Source organism: Krasilnikovia cinnamomea (assembly GCF_004217545.1).
GTDB lineage: Bacteria > Actinomycetota > Actinomycetes > Mycobacteriales > Micromonosporaceae > Actinoplanes > Actinoplanes cinnamomeus.
This window is the reverse complement of sequence record NZ_SHKY01000001.1, coordinates 4,176,336-4,194,288: the sequence shown is the minus strand read 5'-3', so window position 1 is coordinate 4,194,288 and position 17,953 is coordinate 4,176,336. Positions and strand designations below refer to the sequence as shown.

At 73.3% G+C, this 17,953-nt stretch carries 16 protein-coding genes and 1 pseudogene; 5 read left to right on the top strand and 12 right to left on the bottom strand.

Annotation, left to right across the window (positions count from 1 at the left end; translation table 11 throughout):
• Positions 1-4: 4 nt before the first annotated feature.
• The 6 genes and pseudogenes from ung to EV385_RS19025 form a co-directional block, all read right to left on the bottom strand.
• Positions 5-688, bottom strand: coding sequence for a uracil-DNA glycosylase (gene ung, locus EV385_RS19050; protein ID WP_130513415.1), 684 nt, complete (start codon positions 686-688; stop codon positions 5-7).
• A 170-nt stretch (positions 689-858) separates the two neighbouring features.
• Positions 859-1,326, bottom strand: a pseudogene (tsaE, locus tag EV385_RS19045) (tRNA (adenosine(37)-N6)-threonylcarbamoyltransferase complex ATPase subunit type 1 TsaE); the annotation flags it as partial.
• Positions 1,326-2,360 carry an alpha/beta fold hydrolase gene (locus tag EV385_RS19040; RefSeq protein ID WP_423203124.1) on the bottom strand — a complete coding sequence of 345 codons (1,035 nt, stop codon included), beginning with the start codon at positions 2,358-2,360 and terminating at the stop codon, positions 1,326-1,328. The pseudogene tsaE and the gene EV385_RS19040, both read right to left, overlap by 1 nt.
• A gap of 56 nt (positions 2,361-2,416) precedes the next feature.
• Positions 2,417-3,586: an alanine racemase gene (alr, locus tag EV385_RS19035; protein ID WP_130513413.1), complete on the bottom strand. Its 1,170-nt coding sequence runs from the start codon at positions 3,584-3,586 to the stop codon at positions 2,417-2,419.
• A gap of 32 nt (positions 3,587-3,618) precedes the next feature.
• On the bottom strand, positions 3,619-5,070 hold the full coding sequence (locus tag EV385_RS19030) for an NAD(P)H-hydrate dehydratase (RefSeq protein ID WP_130510683.1): 1,452 nt from the start codon (positions 5,068-5,070) through the stop codon (positions 3,619-3,621).
• Between the two features lie 96 nt (positions 5,071-5,166).
• Positions 5,167-5,535 carry a holo-ACP synthase gene (locus tag EV385_RS19025; RefSeq protein ID WP_130510682.1) on the bottom strand — a complete coding sequence of 123 codons (369 nt, stop codon included), beginning with the start codon at positions 5,533-5,535 and terminating at the stop codon, positions 5,167-5,169.
• 171 nt (positions 5,536-5,706) lie between these two features.
• On the opposite strand from EV385_RS19025, the gene EV385_RS19020 reads away from it, so the two are divergent.
• Complete coding sequence (locus EV385_RS19020; RefSeq protein WP_130510681.1) at positions 5,707-6,003, top strand: hypothetical protein; 297 nt, start codon at positions 5,707-5,709, stop codon at positions 6,001-6,003.
• The gene (locus EV385_RS19015; protein ID WP_130510680.1) at positions 6,000-7,613 is read left to right on the top strand and encodes an alpha/beta hydrolase; all 1,614 of its coding nucleotides are present in this window, start codon (positions 6,000-6,002) and stop codon (positions 7,611-7,613) included. The genes EV385_RS19020 and EV385_RS19015 overlap by 4 nt, the downstream gene beginning before the upstream one ends.
• On the opposite strand, the gene glmS is transcribed toward EV385_RS19015, so the two are convergent.
• Positions 7,600-9,480, bottom strand: coding sequence for a glutamine--fructose-6-phosphate transaminase (isomerizing) (gene glmS / locus EV385_RS19010; RefSeq protein ID WP_130510679.1), 1,881 nt, complete (start codon positions 9,478-9,480; stop codon positions 7,600-7,602). The genes EV385_RS19015 and glmS overlap by 14 nt on opposite strands.
• A gap of 212 nt (positions 9,481-9,692) precedes the next feature.
• Here glmS and EV385_RS19005 point away from each other — a divergent pair, with 212 nt between their 5' ends.
• Both EV385_RS19005 and EV385_RS19000 read left to right on the top strand, forming a co-directional pair.
• Positions 9,693-10,775 (top strand): MmpS family transport accessory protein, encoded by a 1,083-nt coding sequence (locus EV385_RS19005; protein ID WP_130510678.1) that lies wholly within the window; start codon positions 9,693-9,695, stop codon positions 10,773-10,775.
• Between the two features lie 183 nt (positions 10,776-10,958).
• Positions 10,959-12,146 carry a pyridoxal phosphate-dependent aminotransferase gene (locus EV385_RS19000; protein WP_130510677.1) on the top strand — a complete coding sequence of 396 codons (1,188 nt, stop codon included), beginning with the start codon at positions 10,959-10,961 and terminating at the stop codon, positions 12,144-12,146.
• Positions 12,147-12,377: 231 nt separating this feature from the next.
• Here the strand turns inward: EV385_RS19000 and glmM are convergent, their stop codons facing one another.
• The 3 genes from glmM to rplM all read right to left on the bottom strand — a co-directional run bounded on the left by glmM (position 12,378) and on the right by rplM (position 15,014).
• Positions 12,378-13,727, bottom strand: coding sequence for a phosphoglucosamine mutase (gene glmM / locus EV385_RS18995; protein WP_130510676.1), 1,350 nt, complete (start codon positions 13,725-13,727; stop codon positions 12,378-12,380).
• A gap of 295 nt (positions 13,728-14,022) precedes the next feature.
• The gene (rpsI, locus tag EV385_RS18990) at positions 14,023-14,550 is read right to left on the bottom strand and encodes a 30S ribosomal protein S9 (protein WP_278044994.1); all 528 of its coding nucleotides are present in this window, start codon (positions 14,548-14,550) and stop codon (positions 14,023-14,025) included.
• Positions 14,551-14,570: 20 nt separating this feature from the next.
• A complete protein-coding gene (rplM, locus tag EV385_RS18985) occupies positions 14,571-15,014 on the bottom strand; it encodes a 50S ribosomal protein L13 (protein ID WP_130510675.1) in 444 nt (147 codons plus the stop codon).
• 772 nt (positions 15,015-15,786) lie between these two features.
• On the opposite strand from rplM, the gene EV385_RS18975 reads away from it, so the two are divergent.
• The gene (locus EV385_RS18975; RefSeq protein ID WP_130510673.1) at positions 15,787-16,932 is read left to right on the top strand and encodes a uroporphyrinogen-III synthase; all 1,146 of its coding nucleotides are present in this window, start codon (positions 15,787-15,789) and stop codon (positions 16,930-16,932) included.
• Between the two features lie 18 nt (positions 16,933-16,950).
• Here the strand turns inward: EV385_RS18975 and EV385_RS18970 are convergent, their stop codons facing one another.
• Entirely contained in the window at positions 16,951-17,571 is a 621-nt protein-coding gene (locus tag EV385_RS18970; protein WP_130510672.1) for a GTP-binding protein, read from the bottom strand.
• On the bottom strand, positions 17,552-17,917 hold the full coding sequence (locus tag EV385_RS18965; protein WP_130510671.1) for a DUF742 domain-containing protein: 366 nt from the start codon (positions 17,915-17,917) through the stop codon (positions 17,552-17,554). Before EV385_RS18965 ends, EV385_RS18970 begins: the two co-directional genes overlap by 20 nt.
• Positions 17,918-17,953: the final 36 nt, after the last annotated feature.

The following is a 17,953-nucleotide window of genomic DNA, read 5'->3' as shown; positions in this document are numbered from 1 at the left end:
CACCCTAACCGGCTGGTTCCGGGGCAATGACGCGCGGATCCCAGTCGACGACCGGACGGCCCGCCTCGGCCAGTGCCTGGTTGGCCGCGCTGAACGGCCGCGCGCCCCGGAAGCCCCGCGGGTTGAGCGGGCTGGGGTGACCGGCCTCCAGCACGACGTGCGCCGGGTTCGTGACCAGTGCGGCCTTCTTGCGGGCGTACCCACCCCAGAGCAGGAAGACCACCCGCTCGGGGCGGGCGTTCAGGGCGCGGATGGTCGCGTCCGTGAACGCCTCCCAGCCCTTGCCCGCGTGCGAGGCCGCCGCGCCGCCCCGGACGGTCAGCACCGCGTTGAGCAGCAGCACTCCCTGGCTCGCCCACCCGGTCAGGTCACCGGTGGTGGCCGGCGCGATGCCCAGATCGTCGGCCAGTTCGGCGAAGACGTTGCGCAGCGAGGGCGGGATGCGGACCCCGGCGCGGACGCTGAAGCTGAGCCCGTGCGCCTGCCCCGGCCCGTGGTACGGGTCCTGGCCGAGGATGAGCACCCGGGTCTGCTCGGGCGGGCACAGCCGGTACGCCGCGAACAGGTCCTCGATCGGCGGGTAGACGGTGTGGTCGCGGTACTGCTCGGCGACGAACGCCCCCAGGGCCGCCGTGGCGTCGGCGTCGAGCAGCGGCTCGAGTTCCGCGCGCCAGCCATCGGGCAGCATCCCGGTGAGATTCACGAATCCAGCCTTTCCGTCGCGGCCGCCCGGTCGGCGACCGCCGGCTCTCCTGTGGTGGCGGCCCGATCCCCGGCCGCCGATTCTTCTCCTGCCGCCGCCGAGGCGGCCGTTTCTTCTCTTGCCGCCGCCGAGGCGGCCGTCGGGTCTGCGACGGCCAGCCTTTGCGCCCATGCGGCGCCATGGGCGACGAGGTCCAGGACCCGGGTGTCGTCGTCCAGGCGGGCGATCCGGACCTGGAGATACTCGTCGTTGAGCTGCTCGGCCAGGCCCTCACCCCACTCGACCACCGTGACCGAGTCCCCGGCCGACGCGTCCAGGTCGAGGTCGTCGATCTCGCCCCGAGGATCGGCGGCGTCCCCCAGCCGGTACGCGTCGGCGTGCACCAGCGCGACCCGGCCACCGCGCGCCGGGTCCGGCCGGTGCACCCGGGCGATGACGAAGGTCGGTGAGGTGATGTCGCCGCGGACCCCCAGGCCGGCGCCGATGCCCTGGGTGAGTGCCGTCTTGCCGGCGCCGAGCGGCCCGGTGAGCAGCACGAGATCGCCGCGGCGCAGCAGGGTGGCCAGCCACCGGCCGAACTGCCGGGTGTCGTCCACGGTGGCTAGCCGGATCCCCGTGGTGATCACGGGATCTCCGCCAGGAACGCGTCCAGGGCCGCGTTGACCTCGTCGGAGCGCTCCAGCATGACGACGTGCCCGCTGTTGTCGATCTTGACGAGCTTGGCCTCTGGCAGGTACTTGAGGATCTCCTCCGAATGAGCCACGGGGGTGAGATAGTCCTTCGTGCCCACGATCACCAGCACCGGCACCCCGCGCAGCGGCGTCAGCGCGGGGAAACGGTTGTGCGTGTAGAGGGTGCGCAGGTATTTGGTCAGTGTCTCGATCGAGGTCTTGGAGTTCATCTCCTCCACGAACGTAACCAGCGACGCGCTCGGGCGCGGATCACCGAAGCCGTACCGGCGGGTCAGCAGCCAGGCGAGATCCGAGGCGGCGAGCCGGGCGCGGTCGATCGCGCCGCCGCCGATCCGGGCGGCGCCACCCCACACGGGGAAGAACGGGGCGCTGGCGCGGGCCAGCAACGTCGGCAGGCCGATCTTCGTCTTGTCGATCAGGCTGGCGGAGGTGGAGATCAGCGCCACGCCCGTGACCCGGTCGCCGAACCACTGTGGATAGTGTTCGGCGAACGCCATGATCGTCATGCCGCCCATGGAGTGCCCGACCAGGACGATCGGCCCCTCCGGCACCGCCGCGTCCAAGACCGCGGCCAGCGAGCGGCCCAGCGCGGCGATGTCGTAGTCCCCCGAGTCGAGCAGGCCGGAGCGGCCATGGCCGGGCTGGTCGTAGAAGACCATCCGGTGGTCACCCTGCTCGGCGATCGCCTTGCGCTGGAAGTAGAACGTGCCCATGTCCAGCGCGTACCCGTGCACGAAGACGATCGTCGGCCGATCGCCCGGCGCGCGCGGCTCGACGATCTCCACGTGCAGCTCGGCGCCGTCTGCGGCGGTCACGGTCAGCTCCGCGTCGAACGGCTGGTCGCCGAACGGCTCGTTCGCGTACGGGTCGCCGGGCGCGGTGACCGACCTGCGGACGATCGCCCGTTCGGTGGCGACCGCGGCGGCCAACCCGGCGGCGGCCACACCGATGACGGCACCGACGATGCCGACCTTCTTCGCCCGGCTCCGCGACGTGGTGGATCGGCGGGGTTGTGCGTTGCTCACTGGGCCTCCCCGTCACCGGGCGCCGGCGTCACGTCCGCCGCCGGGACCCCGGCGCTGCCGTCGTACACCCGGGGCACCCGGGAGCTGCCGAACCGGGTCACGATCTCGTAGTTGATCGTGCCGACGGCGGCCGCCCAGTCGTCGGCGGTCGGCGCGCCGTCGTCACCCGGCCCGAACAACGTGGCGACATCCCCCGGTGCGACCGGGTCGTCGCCGCAGTCGACCACGATCTGATCCATGCTCACCCGGCCGGCAACGGTCCGGTTGCGGCCACCGAGCCGGACCGGGCCCACATTCGAGGCGTGCCGGGGCACCCCGTCGCCGTAGCCGAGCGGCACCAGCGCCAGCGTGGACTCGCGCGGCGTCATGTAGGTCAGCCCATACCCGACACCCTGCCCGGCCGGGACCCGTTTGGTGAGCGAGACGCGGGCCCGGGCGCTCATCGCGGGACGCAGCCGGGAGGCGTGCTCGGTGGCCAGCGGGGACAGCCCGTAGATCGTGATACCGGCCCGGACCAGGTCGTAGTGGGTGTCGGGGCGGGTCAGCAGCGCGGCCGAGTTGGCGATGTGTCGGTAGCGCGGCGTGATGGCGTACCGCTCGGCCAGCGCCAGGCCCTCCGCGAACGAGGCGAGCTGCCGGTCGATGGACTCATGGCCGGGCACGTCGGCGCACGCGAAATGGCTCCACACGCCGACGACCTCCACCTCCCCGTCGGCCTGCGCCTTGCCCGCCGCCTCCAGCAGGTGCGGCCACTCGGCCAGCGGCGCGCCGCCCCGGGACAGGCCGGTGTCCAGCTTGAGATGCACCCGGGCGCTACGCCCGGCGCGGCGCGCGGCCGCGACCACCTCCGCCAGCTGTTCGGTGCCGGCCGCGTTGAGGTCGACGTCGGCGGCGACGCCCCGCTCCAGCGGCAGCCCGGGGGCCACCAGCCAGGCCAGGACCGGCACCCGGATCCCGCCCCGGCGCAGCTCCAGCGCCTCGTCGAGGGTGCACACCCCGAGCCAGGTCGCGCCGCCCGCCACCGCCGCGCGGGCCGCCGGCAGCATGCCGTGCCCGTACCCGTCGGCCTTGACGACGGCCATGACCTCGGCGGGAGTCAGGGCGCGCAGCGTCGCCACGTTGTCCCGGATGGCGTCCAGATCGATCCGGACCTCGGCCTGCCACATGGGCACCAGCGTACTGAGGGGTCTGGTGGACATCAGGCCAGCAGGTCGGCCAGCACGGGCCGCAGCGCGGCCGCGACGTCGGGTGCGGTGACGGGGCCGTCCAGCGCGGCCCGCCGCCCGGCCAGCCCGTGCACGTACGCCGCGGCGACCGCCGCGCGTTCGGGTGCCAGCCCCGCGGCCAGCAGGGAACCCAGCAGGCCCGCCAGCACGTCGCCGCTGCCGGCGGTGGCCAGCGCCGGGCTGCCGGTCGGGTTGACCCATACCTCGCCGGCCGGGGTGGCGACGATGGTGCGGTCACCCTTGAGCAGCACCACCCCGTTGATCCAGGCGGCGAGCTTGCAGGCGGCGCCGATCCGGTCCGCCCCGGGCGCTTCCCCCGCCAGCCGGGCGAACTCGCCGTCGTGCGGGGTGATCACCAGGGGGGCGTCCCGGCGCAGGTCGGTGGCGTGCTGGCCGTCCACCAGCAGGGTCAGCGCGTCCGCGTCCAGCAGCACGGGCACCGCCGAGGCCAGGACGCTGCGCAGTTCGGTGCGCGCGTCGTCGCCCGTGCCCAGCCCGGAGCCGCAGGCCCACGCCTGTACGCGACCGGCGTCAGCCACCCGGGGCACCGCGATCACGGACGGGTGTGCGCGGACGACCTCGGCGTGGGCGCTGCCCGCGAATCGGATCAGGCCGGTCGGTCCCGCCAGCGCACCGGCCACGGACAGGACTGCGGCGCCCGGATACCGCCCGGAGCCGGTGGCGACCCCGACGACCCCGCGCGAATACTTGTCGGAGGTCGGGCCGGGCTGGGGCCACCACGCCGCGATGTCCGCGGCGTCCGGGACGCGGATCGCCGGATCACCCCGCAGCACCGGACCAAGTCCGATATCGACCAGCTCGACGTGGCCCGCGCGGGCGGCGGCCGGGCCGACCAGGTGCGCGGGCTTGAGGCAGCCGAACGTGACCGTGACGTCCGCGGTGACCGCGACTCCCGGCACGTCGCCGGTGTCCACCGCGACCCCGCTGGGCACGTCGACCGCGACCACGGGCGGGCGGGCGCCGTCGCGGGCACGCAGGGCGCCGAGCCGGGCGACGTGCTCGGTGGCGGGCGCCCGGAGCCCGCCGCTGCCGCCGATACCGACGATGCCGTCCAGCACGAGGTCGGCAAACTCGGGCAGCTCCCGTACGGTGCGGCCACCGGCGTCGCGCAGCGCCGCGAGACCCGCGAGATGCACCCGGTCCGGCCGCAGCAGCAGCGCCCGCACGGCCGCGCCCCGGGCGGCCAGCGCCGCACCCGCATACAGCGTGTCGCCGCCGTTGTCGCCGCTGCCGACCAGTAGTAGCACCCGGGCGCCGCGGACCCCACCGCGCTCCTTGAGCAGCAGAGCGCACCGGCGGGCCAGCCCCGCCGCGGCCCGCTGCATGAGGGTGCCTTCCGGCAGCGTCGCCATCAGCGCCCGCTCGGCCGCCCGCACCTCCGCCACCCGCCACGCCTGCCGCATCGCGCTCCTCGCCCTCGGCGTCGCCGGCGTCCCCGGCGTCGCGCCAGTTGTATGCCCGGGGTCCGACATTTTCCGGCCGCCACCCCGCTGAGCTGGTCAGGCCTCCGCGACGACCATCGCCGAGGCGATACCGCCGTCGTGCGACAACGACAGGTGCCAGCGGTTCACGCCGCGCTCCGCGGCGACCGCGGCGACCGTACCGGAAACCGTCAACCACGGCCGCCCGTCCGGGTCCGAGACGATCTCGCAGTCGTGCCAGCGCAGACCGGTCGGGGCACCGAGCGCCTTGGCGACGGCCTCCTTGGCCGCGAACCGCGCGGCCAGCGACTCCGGCGAGCGCGGATTGCCCGACGGCGTCAGCCGCTCGGAATCGGTGAACAGCCGGTCCGCCAGCAACGGCGTGCGCTCCAGGGCCCGGGCGAAACGGTCCACCAGGACGACGTCGATGCCGACAGACACGATCACAGAGCCAACCCTAGTGGGCGCGGGCGGCCCGTTCAGAGGGTCACCGCCCGTCGTGGCAAGGCCTGTGGACAGCCATCGGTACGGCCGGAGCCGGCCGTCCACAGGCCCGCCATTCCGTCCCACCCGACCCCTACGGTCGTACCGTCCCGTCTCCCCACCCGGAGGTTGCCGATGACGGCCGACCTGGAAGTCGATACTCACGAGGTGCGCCACGCCGCGCGCGAGCTGAGCGCCACCGGCGCCCGCGTCGCCGCCGGGGCGCAGCCACCACCCACCGTGATGGTGCCCCGTTGGGAGACCTCCAGCGCCGCCGCCACCCTGGCCGAGGACGCCCGCCGGATCGCCTCGACGCTCGCCACCGGCCTCGAGGCGACCGGACACGACCTGCTCATCACCGCCGACGGATACGACGGCGCGGATGCCCTGGCCGCGGCCCGGCTAAGCCGCGCGACCGCGAGGGGCCGATGAGTTCCTCGGCCTTCGCCAGGTTGCGGGCGACCGACCCGGCCCGCTGGGTGGACGCTTCCCACGGGTGGCGGTCCCGGGCGGGCGCCGCTGGACTCTGGTCGGCCGAGCTGCAGCAGCACGGGGCCCGGCTGGCGTCCCGCTGGACCGGCGCCGCCGCCCTCGCCGCACTGGCGCGGCTGACCCGGCTGAGGCGCGGCCTGGAGGTGTTCCGCCTTGCCTGTTACCGGGCCGATCAGGCGCTGAGCGAGTTCGCCGGTGCGCTGACTCGGGCCCGGGCGTTGCTGGCCACGGCGTTGGCCGCGGCCCGGCGCGCGGGGACGAGCTTCGACGACGAGGGCAATCTCCGGGACGGTCCCACCGCGCAGGCGGCCGCCACCGAGGCGGCCACCGCGCTCGCCGCCGCGTTGTCCCTCGCCACGACGGCGGACGGCGTGGCCGCGCGCCGGCTGGCGGAGCTGAGTGCGGCGATCGGACCACTCATCGACGCCCGTTCCGGAAGGACCGGCGAAGGGTGGCTCGCGGCCCCGCCGCCGTCGGCGGGCGCCTCCCCACCCTCGTGCACCGCCTCCCCGGCCGAGGTTCGCGCCTGGTGGGAAGCCCTGACACCGGCCCAGCGGCTGTGGTCAGCGGCCACGGAGCCGTCCGCCATCGCCACCTTGGACGGCCTGCCTGCCGCCGATCGGGATCTGGCCAACCGGCTGTTGCTGGAACAGCAACGCGCCGAACTGGACCGGGCCCTCGCGAAGGCGCACGGTGGTGAACGCAAGCGGCTACACGAGCTCCGGGACGGCCTCGCCACGCTGACCGACCGGCTCGCGGACGACGCGGGGCCGCGGGCGTACCTGCTGCGGCTGGATCTCGCGGGCGAGGGCCGGGTGGTGGTGGCGCTCGGCGACCCGGACCGGGCCGACCACGTCCTCACCCACGTGCCCGGCATGACCGCGGGCCTCGCCTCGTACGACGGGGAGCTGCGGCACGCGGAACGCGTCGCGGCCCAGGCGGGGCGGGTGGCACCGGCGGCCGCGACGAGCGCGGTGCTGTGGCTGGACTACGACGCGCCGGACTTCGTGGACGAGGCCGCGGGCACGGGCCGGGCGGAGGCGGGCGCGGCGCGGCTACGCCGGTTCCAGGATGGACTGGACGCCGCCCACGAGGGTGGCCGGGCGCACCGGACCGTTCTCGGGCACAGCTACGGCTCGCTGGTCGTGGGGCGGGCGGCGGTCGCGCCGGAACTCGCCGCCGACGACGTGATCTTCGTGGGCTCCCCGGGGGTCGGCGTGAATTCCGCCGGAGCGCTGAGCGTGCCCACGGGGCACGTGTGGTCGTCGACCTCCCGGTCGGACATCATCCAGTACGCCGCCCTCGCGCCACGCGGCCTGGCCGCCGATCTCGCCGTCACGGCGACCGTGCCCGGCCTCGGTGCCGTGCTGGCGTTCGGCCGTCCCGAGGACGATCTGTGGTTCGGCCGCAATCCGAGCGACCCGGCGTTCGGGGCCCGGGTCTTCGCCAGCCAGCCCGACGCCGGGCACCTCGGCTACTGGGACCGAGGCCGCCCGGCGCTGGACGCGATCACGAACATCACGGTGGGACGCGATGTCACTCCACGGTGACGGACTTGGCCAGGTTGCGCGGCTGGTCGACGTCGTGGCCACGGGCGGCGGCGATCTCGCAGGCGAGGATCTGCAGCGGCACGGTGGTCATCAGCGGCGCCAGCAGGGTGGGGGTACGCGGCACCTCGATGAGGTGGTCGGCGAACGGGCGTACCGCCTCATCGCCCTCCTCCGCGATGACGATCGTGCGGGCGCCCCGGGCACGGACCTCCTGGATGTTGGAGACGACCTTGTCCCGCAGCACCCCGCGACCGGCGGGCGAGGGCACCACGCACACCACCGGGGTGCCCTCGTCGATCAGCGCGATCGGGCCGTGCTTGAGCTCACCGGCCGCGAAACCCTCCGCGTGCATGTACGCCAGCTCCTTGAGCTTGAGCGCGCCCTCCAGGGCCACCGGGTAGCCGACGTGCCGCCCGATGAACAGCACCGTGGACGCCGTCTTGAGGTCGCGGGCCAGCTGCCGGACGTCCTCCATGGTGTCGAGCAGCTGCCGCAGGTGGTCGGGGGTCTCCATGAGCCGGGAGACGACCGCGGCCACCTCGTCGGCGTACATGACGCCGCGGACCTGGGCGAGGTGCAGGCCGATCAGGTAGCACGCGACCAGCTGGGTGAGGAACGCCTTGGTAGAGGCGACCGCGATCTCCGGGCCGCCGTGGGTGTAGAGCACGGCGTCGGACTCGCGGGGGATGGTCGAGCCGTTGGTGTTGCAGATGGCCAGCACGCGGGCCTTCTGCTCCTTGGCGTGCCGCAGCGCCATCAGGGTGTCCATGGTCTCGCCGGACTGGCTGATCGCGACCACCAGGGTGGACCGGTCGAGCACCGGGTCGCGGTAGCGGAACTCGCTGGCCAGCTCCACCTCGCACGGGATCCGGGTCCAGTGCTCGATGGCGTACTTGGCGACCAGCCCGGAGTGGTACGCGGTGCCGCACGCGACGATGAACACCTTGTCGACATCGCGCAGATCCTGGTCGGTGAGGCGCACCTCATCGAGGATGATCTCGCCGCGCTCGGAGAGCCGCCCGAGCAGGGTGTCGTGGATCGCCTGGGGCTGCTCGGCGATCTCCTTGAGCATGAAGTACTCGTAGCCGCCCTTCTCGGCGGCCGAGGCGTCCCAGTCGATGTGGAAGTCCTTGCCGGCGGACGGCTGCCCGGCGAAGTCGGTGATCTCGATGCCCGCCGGGGTGATCAGGACCACCTGGTCCTGGCCCAGTTCCACCGCCTCGCGGGTGTGCTCGATGAACGCCGACACGTCGCTGGCGAGGTAGTTCTCGCCCTCGCCCCGGCCCACCACCAGCGGGGAGTTGCGCCGGGCGCCGACCACCGCGTCCGGCACCGCCACGTCGACCGCCAGCAGGGTGAACGCGCCCTCGAGGCGGCGGCAGACCCGCCGCATGCCCTCGGCCAGCGCCTGCGGCCCCTCGGCACCGGCCGCCCGCAGCTCACGCATCTCGGCCGCCAGCAGGTGCGCGGCGCACTCGGTGTCCGTGTCGCTGGCGAACTCGACGCCGGTCGCCTGCAGTTCGGCGCGCAGCCGGGTGAAGTTCTCGATGATGCCGTTGTGGATCACCGCGACGCGGCCGTCGGCGGACAGGTGGGGGTGGGCGTTGCGGTCGGTCGGCCCGCCGTGCGTCGCCCAGCGGGTGTGCCCGATGCCGGTGGACCCGGCCGCGATGCCGTCGGGGCCCCGATCGGCCAGCGCCTTCTCCAGGTTGGCGAGCTTGCCCGCGCGCTTCTCCATGCGCACAGACCCATTGCTGATGACGGCGACACCCGCCGAGTCGTATCCCCGGTACTCCAGCCGCCGCAGCCCTTCGAGGACGATGCCGAGCGCCGGGCGGCTACCTACGTATCCCACGATCCCACACATGTGGGGCAGCGTAGCGGACGATCGCTCACGCGTCTTGCGCGAAGTAGCCACTTTCACGCATCGACCCTGAGCGAAATGGCCGTTCGGCCAGCCCGGAACCCTACCGGGGCCTACCCCGCATACGGCCGTATCGGCCACGTCGCCTGCGGGCCGGTGGCACGGCAGGCGTACCGTCGGCTACCGCCACGACGTGCGCGCACCGGGAGAGAACCTTGAGCGACAATCAACCCGCAGAGCCCCAGCAGCCGTCGAACTCCCCTGGCTCCGACGACCCGACGGCCCCCGCGCCGGTCTCCGGCGACCCGTGGTCGGCGCCCTCGGGCGACGCGCTCGCGCCGTACCCCGCAGGGGGCGACCCGCTCTCGTCCCGGCCGGACCAGCCACCGCAGCCGCCGACGTTCCAGCCCGGGTTCGCGTCACTGCCGCAGGCGCGCCCGGACCAGTACCCCCCGACGTCCAAGTTCCCCACCGTGGCCGGCACCCCCGGCGCCGGCTACGAGCCCCCGCCCGGACAGACCCCACCCGGCTACGGCCCCCCGGACTACGACCCTCAGGGCTCCGGCCAGCCCGGCTACCCACCGCCCGGCTACGACCCCCAGGGCCCCGAGCAGCCCGGCTACCCACCACCGGCCTACGGCCAGCCCGGCTACGGCCAGGCTGGACCCGGCCAGCCCGGCTACGGCCAGCCCAGCTATGCGCAGCCCGGCTACCCACAGCCCGGGTACGCGCAGCCCGGCTACGGTCCGCCGCCGCCCGCGCCCCGACGGAGCAACGCCCCGATCATCGCGGTCATCCTGGCGGTCACCCTGCTGCTTTGCGGCGGTGCCGTGACGGCCAGCGTGCTCGCGGTCAACCGGGTCGCCGACAAGGCCAAGGACGCGGTTTCCAACCTCCCGACGGACGTCCCGGACGTCCCGGACCTCCCGAACGTGCCCACGGACCTCCCGACCGACCTGCCGACCCTGCCCACCGACCTACCGACCGATCTGCCCAACCTGCCGGGCGGCAACGGCAAGGAGATCACGGTCGAGTACGAGGTCACCGGCGACGGCCGCGCGGACATCCTCTACACCAAGAAGCTCGGCGAGACCCCCGAGCGGGAAAGCAACGTCAAGCTGCCCTGGCGCAAGAAGGTCACGATGAAGGGCGCCGCGCTGGTGTCGGTCACCGCCATCCGCGGCAGCACGGACTCGGGCACCATCAGCTGCCGCGCCACCGTCGACGGCGAGCAGGTCGCCCAGCGCACCCGCGAGGGCGCGTTCGCGACCGCGTCCTGCACCAAGGTGATCCTGTAGCACCTACGCCGCCCCCGCCTCGACCGGAGCGGTCAGCGAGAGCCGCCCCCGCCTCGACCGGAGCGGTCGGCGAGAAACCCGGCGGCGGTTCGCGGGAAACGACTGGGGCGGTTCGCGGGAGGCCGGGGCGGTTCGCGGGAACGACCGGGGCGCAAACCCGCGTCGCGCCCGTAGGCTGGCGCCGTGACGACGTCGATCCCGGCCGACCCGCTCGTCGGCCGCATGCGCCCGTTCGGCACCACCATCTTCACCGAGATGTCCGCATTAGCCGTACGCACCGGCGCGGTCAACCTGGGGCAGGGCTTCCCGGACACGGACGGCCCGCCGGAGATGCTCGCGGCGGCACACCAGGCGCTGCGGTCGGGCGCGAACCAGTACCCGCCGCTGCCCGGCATCCCGGCGTTGCGGGCCGCCATCGCGGCCCATGAGCAGCGCTTCTGGGAGCTGACCCGCGACCCGGACACCGAGGTGGCGGTCACTGCGGGGGCCACCGAGGCGATCGCGGCCAGCATCCTCGCCCTGTGCGAGGCGGGCGACGAGGTGGTGTGCTTCGAGCCGTACTACGACTCGTACGCGGCCTCGATCACCCTGGCGGGGGCCGTCCGCCGGCCGGTGACGCTGCGCCCCGGCGCGGACGGCCGGTACCGCTTCGACGAAGGTGAGCTGCGCGCCGCCTTCGGGCCACGGACCCGGCTCGTCCTGCTCAACTCGCCGCACAACCCCACCGGCAAGGTGTTCACCGCGGCCGAACTCACCCTCATCGCGAGCCTGTGCCGCGAGCACGACGTGTACGCGGTGACCGACGAGGTGTACGAGCATCTGGTGTTCACGGACGCCACCGCACCTCATATCCCGCTGGCCACCCTGCCGGGCATGCGGGAGCGCACCATCCGGATCTCGTCGGCGGGCAAGACCTTCTCCTGCACGGGCTGGAAGGTCGGCTGGGCCACCGGACCGGCTCCGCTGGTGTCCGCGCTGCTGCGGGTCAAGCAGTTCCTGACGTTCGTCAACGCGGGCCCGCTGCAGCCGGCCGTGGCGGTGGCGCTGGCCCTGCCGGACTCCTACTTCGCGCAGTTCCGGGACGGGCTGCAACGCCGGCGGGACCGGCTGGTCGCCGGGCTCGCCGACGCCGGGTTCGCGGTGCTGCCCGCCGAGGGAACCTACTTCGTCACCACCGACATCACCGGACTCGGCGGCAGCGACGGGGTGGAGTTCTGCCGGTCCCTGCCGGAGCGGTGCGGGGTGGTCGCGGTACCGACCCAGGTGTTCTACGACCACCAGGAGGAGGGTCGGCGGCTGGTCCGGTTCGCGTTCTGCAAACGCGAGGAGGTCATCGACGAGGCCGCCCGCCGCCTACGCACCCTGGCCTGACCCGCCCCACCCTGGCCTGACCCGCCCCACCCTGGCCTGACCGGCGCTCGCCCCGGCCGCCACCGATCGCGGCGAAAGCGGGGCAGGCGACGGCACAGCGCGAACGGCGGGCAGGCGACGGCACAGCGCCAACGCGGGGCCCGGGACGGCACAGCGCCATCGTGGGGCCCGGGACGGCACAACACAGGCACGGGCCCGGAGGGGCTTGCCAGCGGACGCGGGTTTGCCGCGTCAGGCCGGGCTGGCCGTCCGTACCTCGTCGGCGATGCGCTCCGCGACCGCCCGGGCCTGCTCCTGGGTGGCCGCCTCCACCATCACCCGCACCAGCTGCTCGGTCCCGGAGGGGCGCAGCAGCACCCGGCCGGTCTCGCCCAGTTCCCGCTCGGCCTGCGCCACGGCGGTCTGCACCGCCGGTGCCGCCGCGCCCGCCTGCCGGTCGGCCACCCGTACGTTGATCAGCTCCTGCGGCAGCTTGTGCACGACGGCGGCGAGGTCTGCCAGGCTCTGGCCGGTCTCGGCCATCCGCGCCATGAGGTGCAGGCCGGTAAGCACGCCGTCGCCGGTCGTCGCGTACGCGGGCATGACGATGTGGCCGCTCTGCTCGCCGCCGAGGGCCAGCTTGCCGTTCTGCAGCTCCTCCAGCACGTACCGGTCGCCGACCTTGGTTTCGAGCAGCCGGATGCCGGCCTGCTTCATGGCCAGCCGCAGCCCCAGGTTGCTCATGACCGTGGCGACCAGGGTGTCGCCGGTCAGCGTCCCGGCGTCGCGCATGGCCAGCGCGAGGATCGCCATGATCTGGTCGCCGTCGACGACCTCGCCGGACGCGGTGACCGCGAGGCAGCGGTCGGCGTCGCCGTCGTGGGCGAGGCCGAGGGCGGCCCCTTCGGCGAGGACGGCCGCCCGGACCGCCTCAAGGTGCGTGGAGCCGCAGTTGTCGTTGATGTTCAGCCCGTCCGGCTGGGCGTGGATCGCGATGACCTCCGCCCCCGCCTCCTGGTACGCGACGGGGCCGACCTCGCTGGCCGCACCGTTCGCGCAGTCGACGACGACCTTGATCCCCGCCAGGCTGTGCGGAACCGAGGCGACGAGGTGCTTGACGTAGTGCTCACCGCCGTCCAGCAGGTCGTGCACCCGGCCGATCCCGGCGCCGGTGGGGCGCCCGATCAGGCCGTGCCCGTCCGCGATGGCCGCCTCGATGCGCTGCTCCAGCTCGTCGGGGAGCTTGTGGCCGCCCGCGGCGAACAGCTTGATGCCGTTGTCCGGCATCGGGTTGTGCGAGGCCGACAGCATCACCCCCAGGTCGGCGTTGGCCTGCCCGACCAGGTACGCGACCGCCGGGGTGGGCAGCACTCCGACCCGGACGACGTTGGCGCCCGCGCTGGTCAGGCCCGCCACGACCGCGGCCTCCAGCATCTCGCCGCTGGCCCGCGGGTCGCGTCCGACGATCGCGAGCGGCTGGTGGCTGCGGTCGCTCTCGATGAGCACCCGGGCGGCCGCGACCGCGACCGAGACAGCGAGTTCCGGGGTGAGATCGCCGTTCGCGAGTCCGCGTACGCCGTCGGTGCCGAAGAGACGCGCCATTGCGGCTTCCTTTCGCCGGTGCCGTGACCCGTCCGAGAGCATGTCCTGGATCGGTCGGCCCGAGGTGCTAGTTGGGGAATATCGCGGACTGGACCCGGTGAGCTGAGGGGGATCGCGGGTCCGGAACGCTGTTGGACGACGGCCGTCGACGAGGCGGCCTGGACGATGTGCGGTCGACGAACGCACCGCCGCGCGGGCGTGGGGCCGACGGGCACGGCTGGCGGAGAACACGAACGGCCGGGTGCAAACCTCCACGCGGGAGGGCACCCGGCCGTTCGTCAGAAGCGGCGCAAAATCAGCGCTTCGAGTACTGCGGAGCCTTACGGGCCTTCTTGAGGCCGTACTTCTTGCTTTCCTTGACCCGCGCGTCGCGGGTGAGGAAACCGGCCTTCTTCAGGGCCGGACGGTCGTCGGGTTCGTTCGTGATGAGCGCGCGGGCGATGCCGAGGCGCAGGGCGCCGGCCTGGCCGGTGATGCCGCCGCCGCGCAGGTTCGCGATCACGTCGAAGGCCTCTGCCTTCTCGGCGGTGATCAGCGGCTCACGGATGAGCTGCTGGTGCACCTTGCTCGGGAAGTAGTTCTCCAACTCGCGGCCGTTGCAGACGATCTTGCCGGTGCCGGGCACGAGGCGCACCCGGACGATGGCCTCCTTGCGGCGGCCGACGGTCTGGATCGGACGGTCACCGGGACGCGGGGCGCGGACCGGGGCCGGCGCGGGCGTCTCGACCACGACGACCGTCTCAGCGGGCGTCTCGACGACGACGGCCGTCTCAGCGGGCTCCTCGACGGTCTCGACGACCTCGGGCTCGATGATGTCGGGCATGCTGCTGCCTTCTCCCGCGCTCACTGCGCGATCTGGGTGATTTCGAACGGCTTCGGCTGCTGCGCGGCGTGCGGGTGCTCGGCACCCGGGTAGACCTTCAGCTTCTTGATGATCTGCCGCGCCAGCTTGTTGTGCGGGAGCATGCCCTTGACGGCGAGCTCGATGGCCTTCTCGGGGCGCTTGGTCAGCAGCTCCTCGTAGCCGATCTGCTTCAGACCACCCGGGTAGCCGGAGTGCCGGTACGCGACCTTGGTCTGCCGCTTGTTGCCGGTCAGCGCGACCTTGCCCGCGTTGATGATCACCACGAAGTCGCCGGTGTCGACGTGCGGGGCGAACGTCGGCTTGTGCTTACCGCGCAGCAGGGTCGCGGCGTGGGTGGCAAGGCGGCCCAGAACGACGTCAGAAGCGTCGATGACGTGCCACTGCCGCTCGATCTCACCCGGCTTCGGGCTGTACGTACGCACAGAATTACCTTGTCTCGTCGTCGGTCTGGGGGCGCGCGCTGGCTCGTAGCGGGCACGAACGTCAAGCCTACCCGCCGGGTACGCTCGTCAGCTGTCGCACAACAGCAGGCAACGTTACCCGCCTGCGCAGTGTGCGGTCAAAACGGCCGACAGTTACCGGTTCTCACGGGTCACTGTTTGCCGCGCGGACCCTGCCCGTCACGGGTGGGTGTCTCGCCGGACGACGGGACCCCCTAACGTACCGCCGGTCATCATAACCCGCGCCCCCGCCGCGCCGGGCCGCGGGGCACCGGCCCGGCGACACGCGGCGCGCGAACCCGTGATCGATGCCTCTTAGCAGGCTCGAAACAAACGGGACTTGAGGCCGAAATCACCCACCGGCACGCTTCCGTCATGGCACGTGGTGCGGGCACCTCGACGACGCGGACCGGACTCCCGGCCCGTGTTGTCGAAGAACGCGACAAAAGCGACCGCACCCCCCATAAGCCGCCGTCAGGGTTGAGGACGGACCTGGCGGCGTACCCCGAGCCGGTGCACCGGCTCGGCGACAGGCCGCGGCGTGCGCCGGTCGGAGGCACGGCGGAGAACGCGGGCGTGACATGGGAGCGGGTCGACGCTGAGGACGGCGGGTTCCGGCCGTGCCCTTCGGTGGACCGGCCGGACACGCCGCGGCTTGTCATCCCCCTACCGGCCCGGACCGAACCGGCCCCGGCATGACGGACCGCACCGGAGCGCGGAAACGGCCAGGAGGGCATGCGAGGGGAAGCGCCGCATGACGCAACGGACGGGGGGATCGCGCCGGTCGGCACTCACCGAGGCCGCGCTGTCGCAGCCGACGGCGGCGCTGTCGGGCTACACGGTCGGCGTGACAGCGGACCGTCGCCGAGACGAACTGGCCGAGCAGCTGGGCCAGCGGGGCGCCCGGATCGTGCTGGCCCCAGCGCTGCGCATCATCCCCATCGCCGACGACGCGGAACTGCGCGCCGCCACCCGCGCCTGCCTCGCCGATCCCCCCGATGTCGTACTGGTCAGCACCGGGATCGGGCTGCGCGGCTGGCTGGAGGCCGCCGAGGGCTGGGGTCTCGCCGATCCGCTGCGCGCCGCGCTGGCGGGCGCATACCTGGTGGCGAGGGGTCCGAAGGCCCGCGCCGCGGTGCGCACCGCCGGGTTGCGCGATCACTGGGCGACGGAGGCGGACAGCTACGAGGAGGTGGTCGACCACCTCACCGCGCGCGGCGTCGCCGGGCTGACCGTCGCGATGCAACTGCACGGCGACAGCCAGCCCGAGTACACGGCGGCGCTGGAAGCCGCCGGCGCCACGGTGATCGAGGTGCCGGTCTACCGCTGGGCGCCACCGGTCGACCCGGCTCCCCTGCACCGGCTCATCGACCTGATCGCCGCCCGGCTGGTGGACGCCGTGACCTTCACCTCGGCCCCCGCCGTGGCCGCGCTGCTGCGCGCCGCCGGGACGGGCGCCGACGTGGTCCTCGACGCCCTGCGCACCGACGTCATGGCGGCCTGCGTCGGTCCGGTCACGGCCGCGCCTCTGCATCGGTACGACGTCCCGGTGGTCACGCCCGCCCGGGCGCGGCTCGGCGCGCTGGTCCGCACCATCGTCGACGAACTGCCCAAGCGGGCGGTCCAGTTGCAGGCGGGCGGGCATTCGCTGACCCTGCGCGGGCATGCCGCGATCGTCGACGGCAAACTGCGCCTGCTGGCCCCCGCCCCGATGGCGGTGCTGCGGGCGCTGGCCACCACGCCCGGGCGGGTGCGCTCCCGGGCGTCGCTGCTGCATGCCCTGCCGCGCGGGGCCGACGAGCACGCCGTGGAGATGGCCGTGGCCCGGCTGCGCGCCGGGCTGGGCGCGCCCGGGGTGGTGCAGACCGTGGTCAAGCGGGGCTACCGCCTGTCCGCCTGACCACGGCTTCAGCCTGGGTCACCCCACCGGCGCGGGGTGGCCCCGCCCATGCTCGGCGACCAGGGTCGCCATCGCATGTTCGACCACCCCGACCAGGACCTGCTTCACCGAGTCGCGGTGCCGGGCGTCACACATGATCAACGGTACGTGCGCCGCGATCGCCAGGGCCTCGCGTATCTCGTCCGGCTCGTACCGGGGGGCGCCGTCGAAACAGTTCAGCGCCACCAGGTACGGCAGGTGCCGGTTCTCGAAGTAGTCCAGCGGTGCGAAGGCGTCGGAGATCCGTCGGGTGTCCACGAGCACGGCGGCGCCCACGGCGCCCCGGATCAGCTCGTCCCACATGAACCAGAAACGGGTCTGCCCAGGGGTGCCGAACAGGTACAGGATCAGATCGTCGGCCATGGTGATCCGGCCGAAGTCCATCGCGACCGTGGTGGTCTCCTTGCCCGGCACCTTGGTCGCGTCGTCGATGCCCTGACCCGCCGAGGTCATCACGGCCTCGGTGGTCAGCGGCTCGATCTCGGACACCGCGCCGACGAGCGTCGTCTTGCCGACGCCGAACCCGCCGGCGACGACGATCTTCGCGGAGGTGATCTCCTTGGGTTGCGCCCCCGCCCGCTCAGAGCTTGCGAAGTCCACTCAACACCCTTTCCAGCAGGTCCATCCGCTCCGTGAACCCTTCCTTGGGAGCGGCACTGTGCAGCGACAGCAGCCCGTCGGTCACCATGTCGGCCACCAGGACCCGGGCGACCCCCAGGGGGAGCCTCCGGTACGCCGCGATTTCGGCCAGCGACAGCGCCCGCGGTTCGCACATCAGCGCGATGCGGTACTTGTCGTGCCCGGCGAACCGGGCCTCCTGAACGGCGCTCTGGCTGGCGACCAGGACCGCTTCGATGGGAATCTCGCGGCGCGGCTCCGTCCGGCCACGGGTGACCGCGTACGGGCGGACCAGCGCCCCCCGCGGATCCTGCGGCGGCTGTTCCATCTGCGGTCACCTCCCTCCCGGTTCGCGCGCGACGAC

Bases quoted from the DNA above. Each gene is read 5' to 3' on its own strand.
- EV385_RS18975 (WP_130510673.1), top strand. From the start codon at position 15,787: ATGACGCAACGGACGGGGGGATCGCGCCGGTCGGCACTCACCGAGGCC.
- EV385_RS19015 (WP_130510680.1), top strand. From the start codon at position 6,000: ATGAGTTCCTCGGCCTTCGCCAGGTTGCGGGCGACCGACCCGGCCCGC.
- rpsI (WP_278044994.1), bottom strand. From the start codon at position 14,550: ATGCCCGACATCATCGAGCCCGAGGTCGTCGAGACCGTCGAGGAGCCC.
- alr (WP_130513413.1), bottom strand. From the start codon at position 3,586: ATGTGGCAGGCCGAGGTCCGGATCGATCTGGACGCCATCCGGGACAAC.
- glmS (WP_130510679.1), bottom strand. From the start codon at position 9,480: ATGTGTGGGATCGTGGGATACGTAGGTAGCCGCCCGGCGCTCGGCATC.
- EV385_RS18965 (WP_130510671.1), bottom strand. From the start codon at position 17,917: ATGGAACAGCCGCCGCAGGATCCGCGGGGGGCGCTGGTCCGCCCGTAC.
- glmM (WP_130510676.1), bottom strand. From the start codon at position 13,727: ATGGCGCGTCTCTTCGGCACCGACGGCGTACGCGGACTCGCGAACGGC.
- EV385_RS19030 (WP_130510683.1), bottom strand. From the start codon at position 5,070: ATGCGGCAGGCGTGGCGGGTGGCGGAGGTGCGGGCGGCCGAGCGGGCG.
- ung (WP_130513415.1), bottom strand. From the start codon at position 688: ATGCTGCCCGATGGCTGGCGCGCGGAACTCGAGCCGCTGCTCGACGCC.
- EV385_RS19020 (WP_130510681.1), top strand. From the start codon at position 5,707: ATGACGGCCGACCTGGAAGTCGATACTCACGAGGTGCGCCACGCCGCG.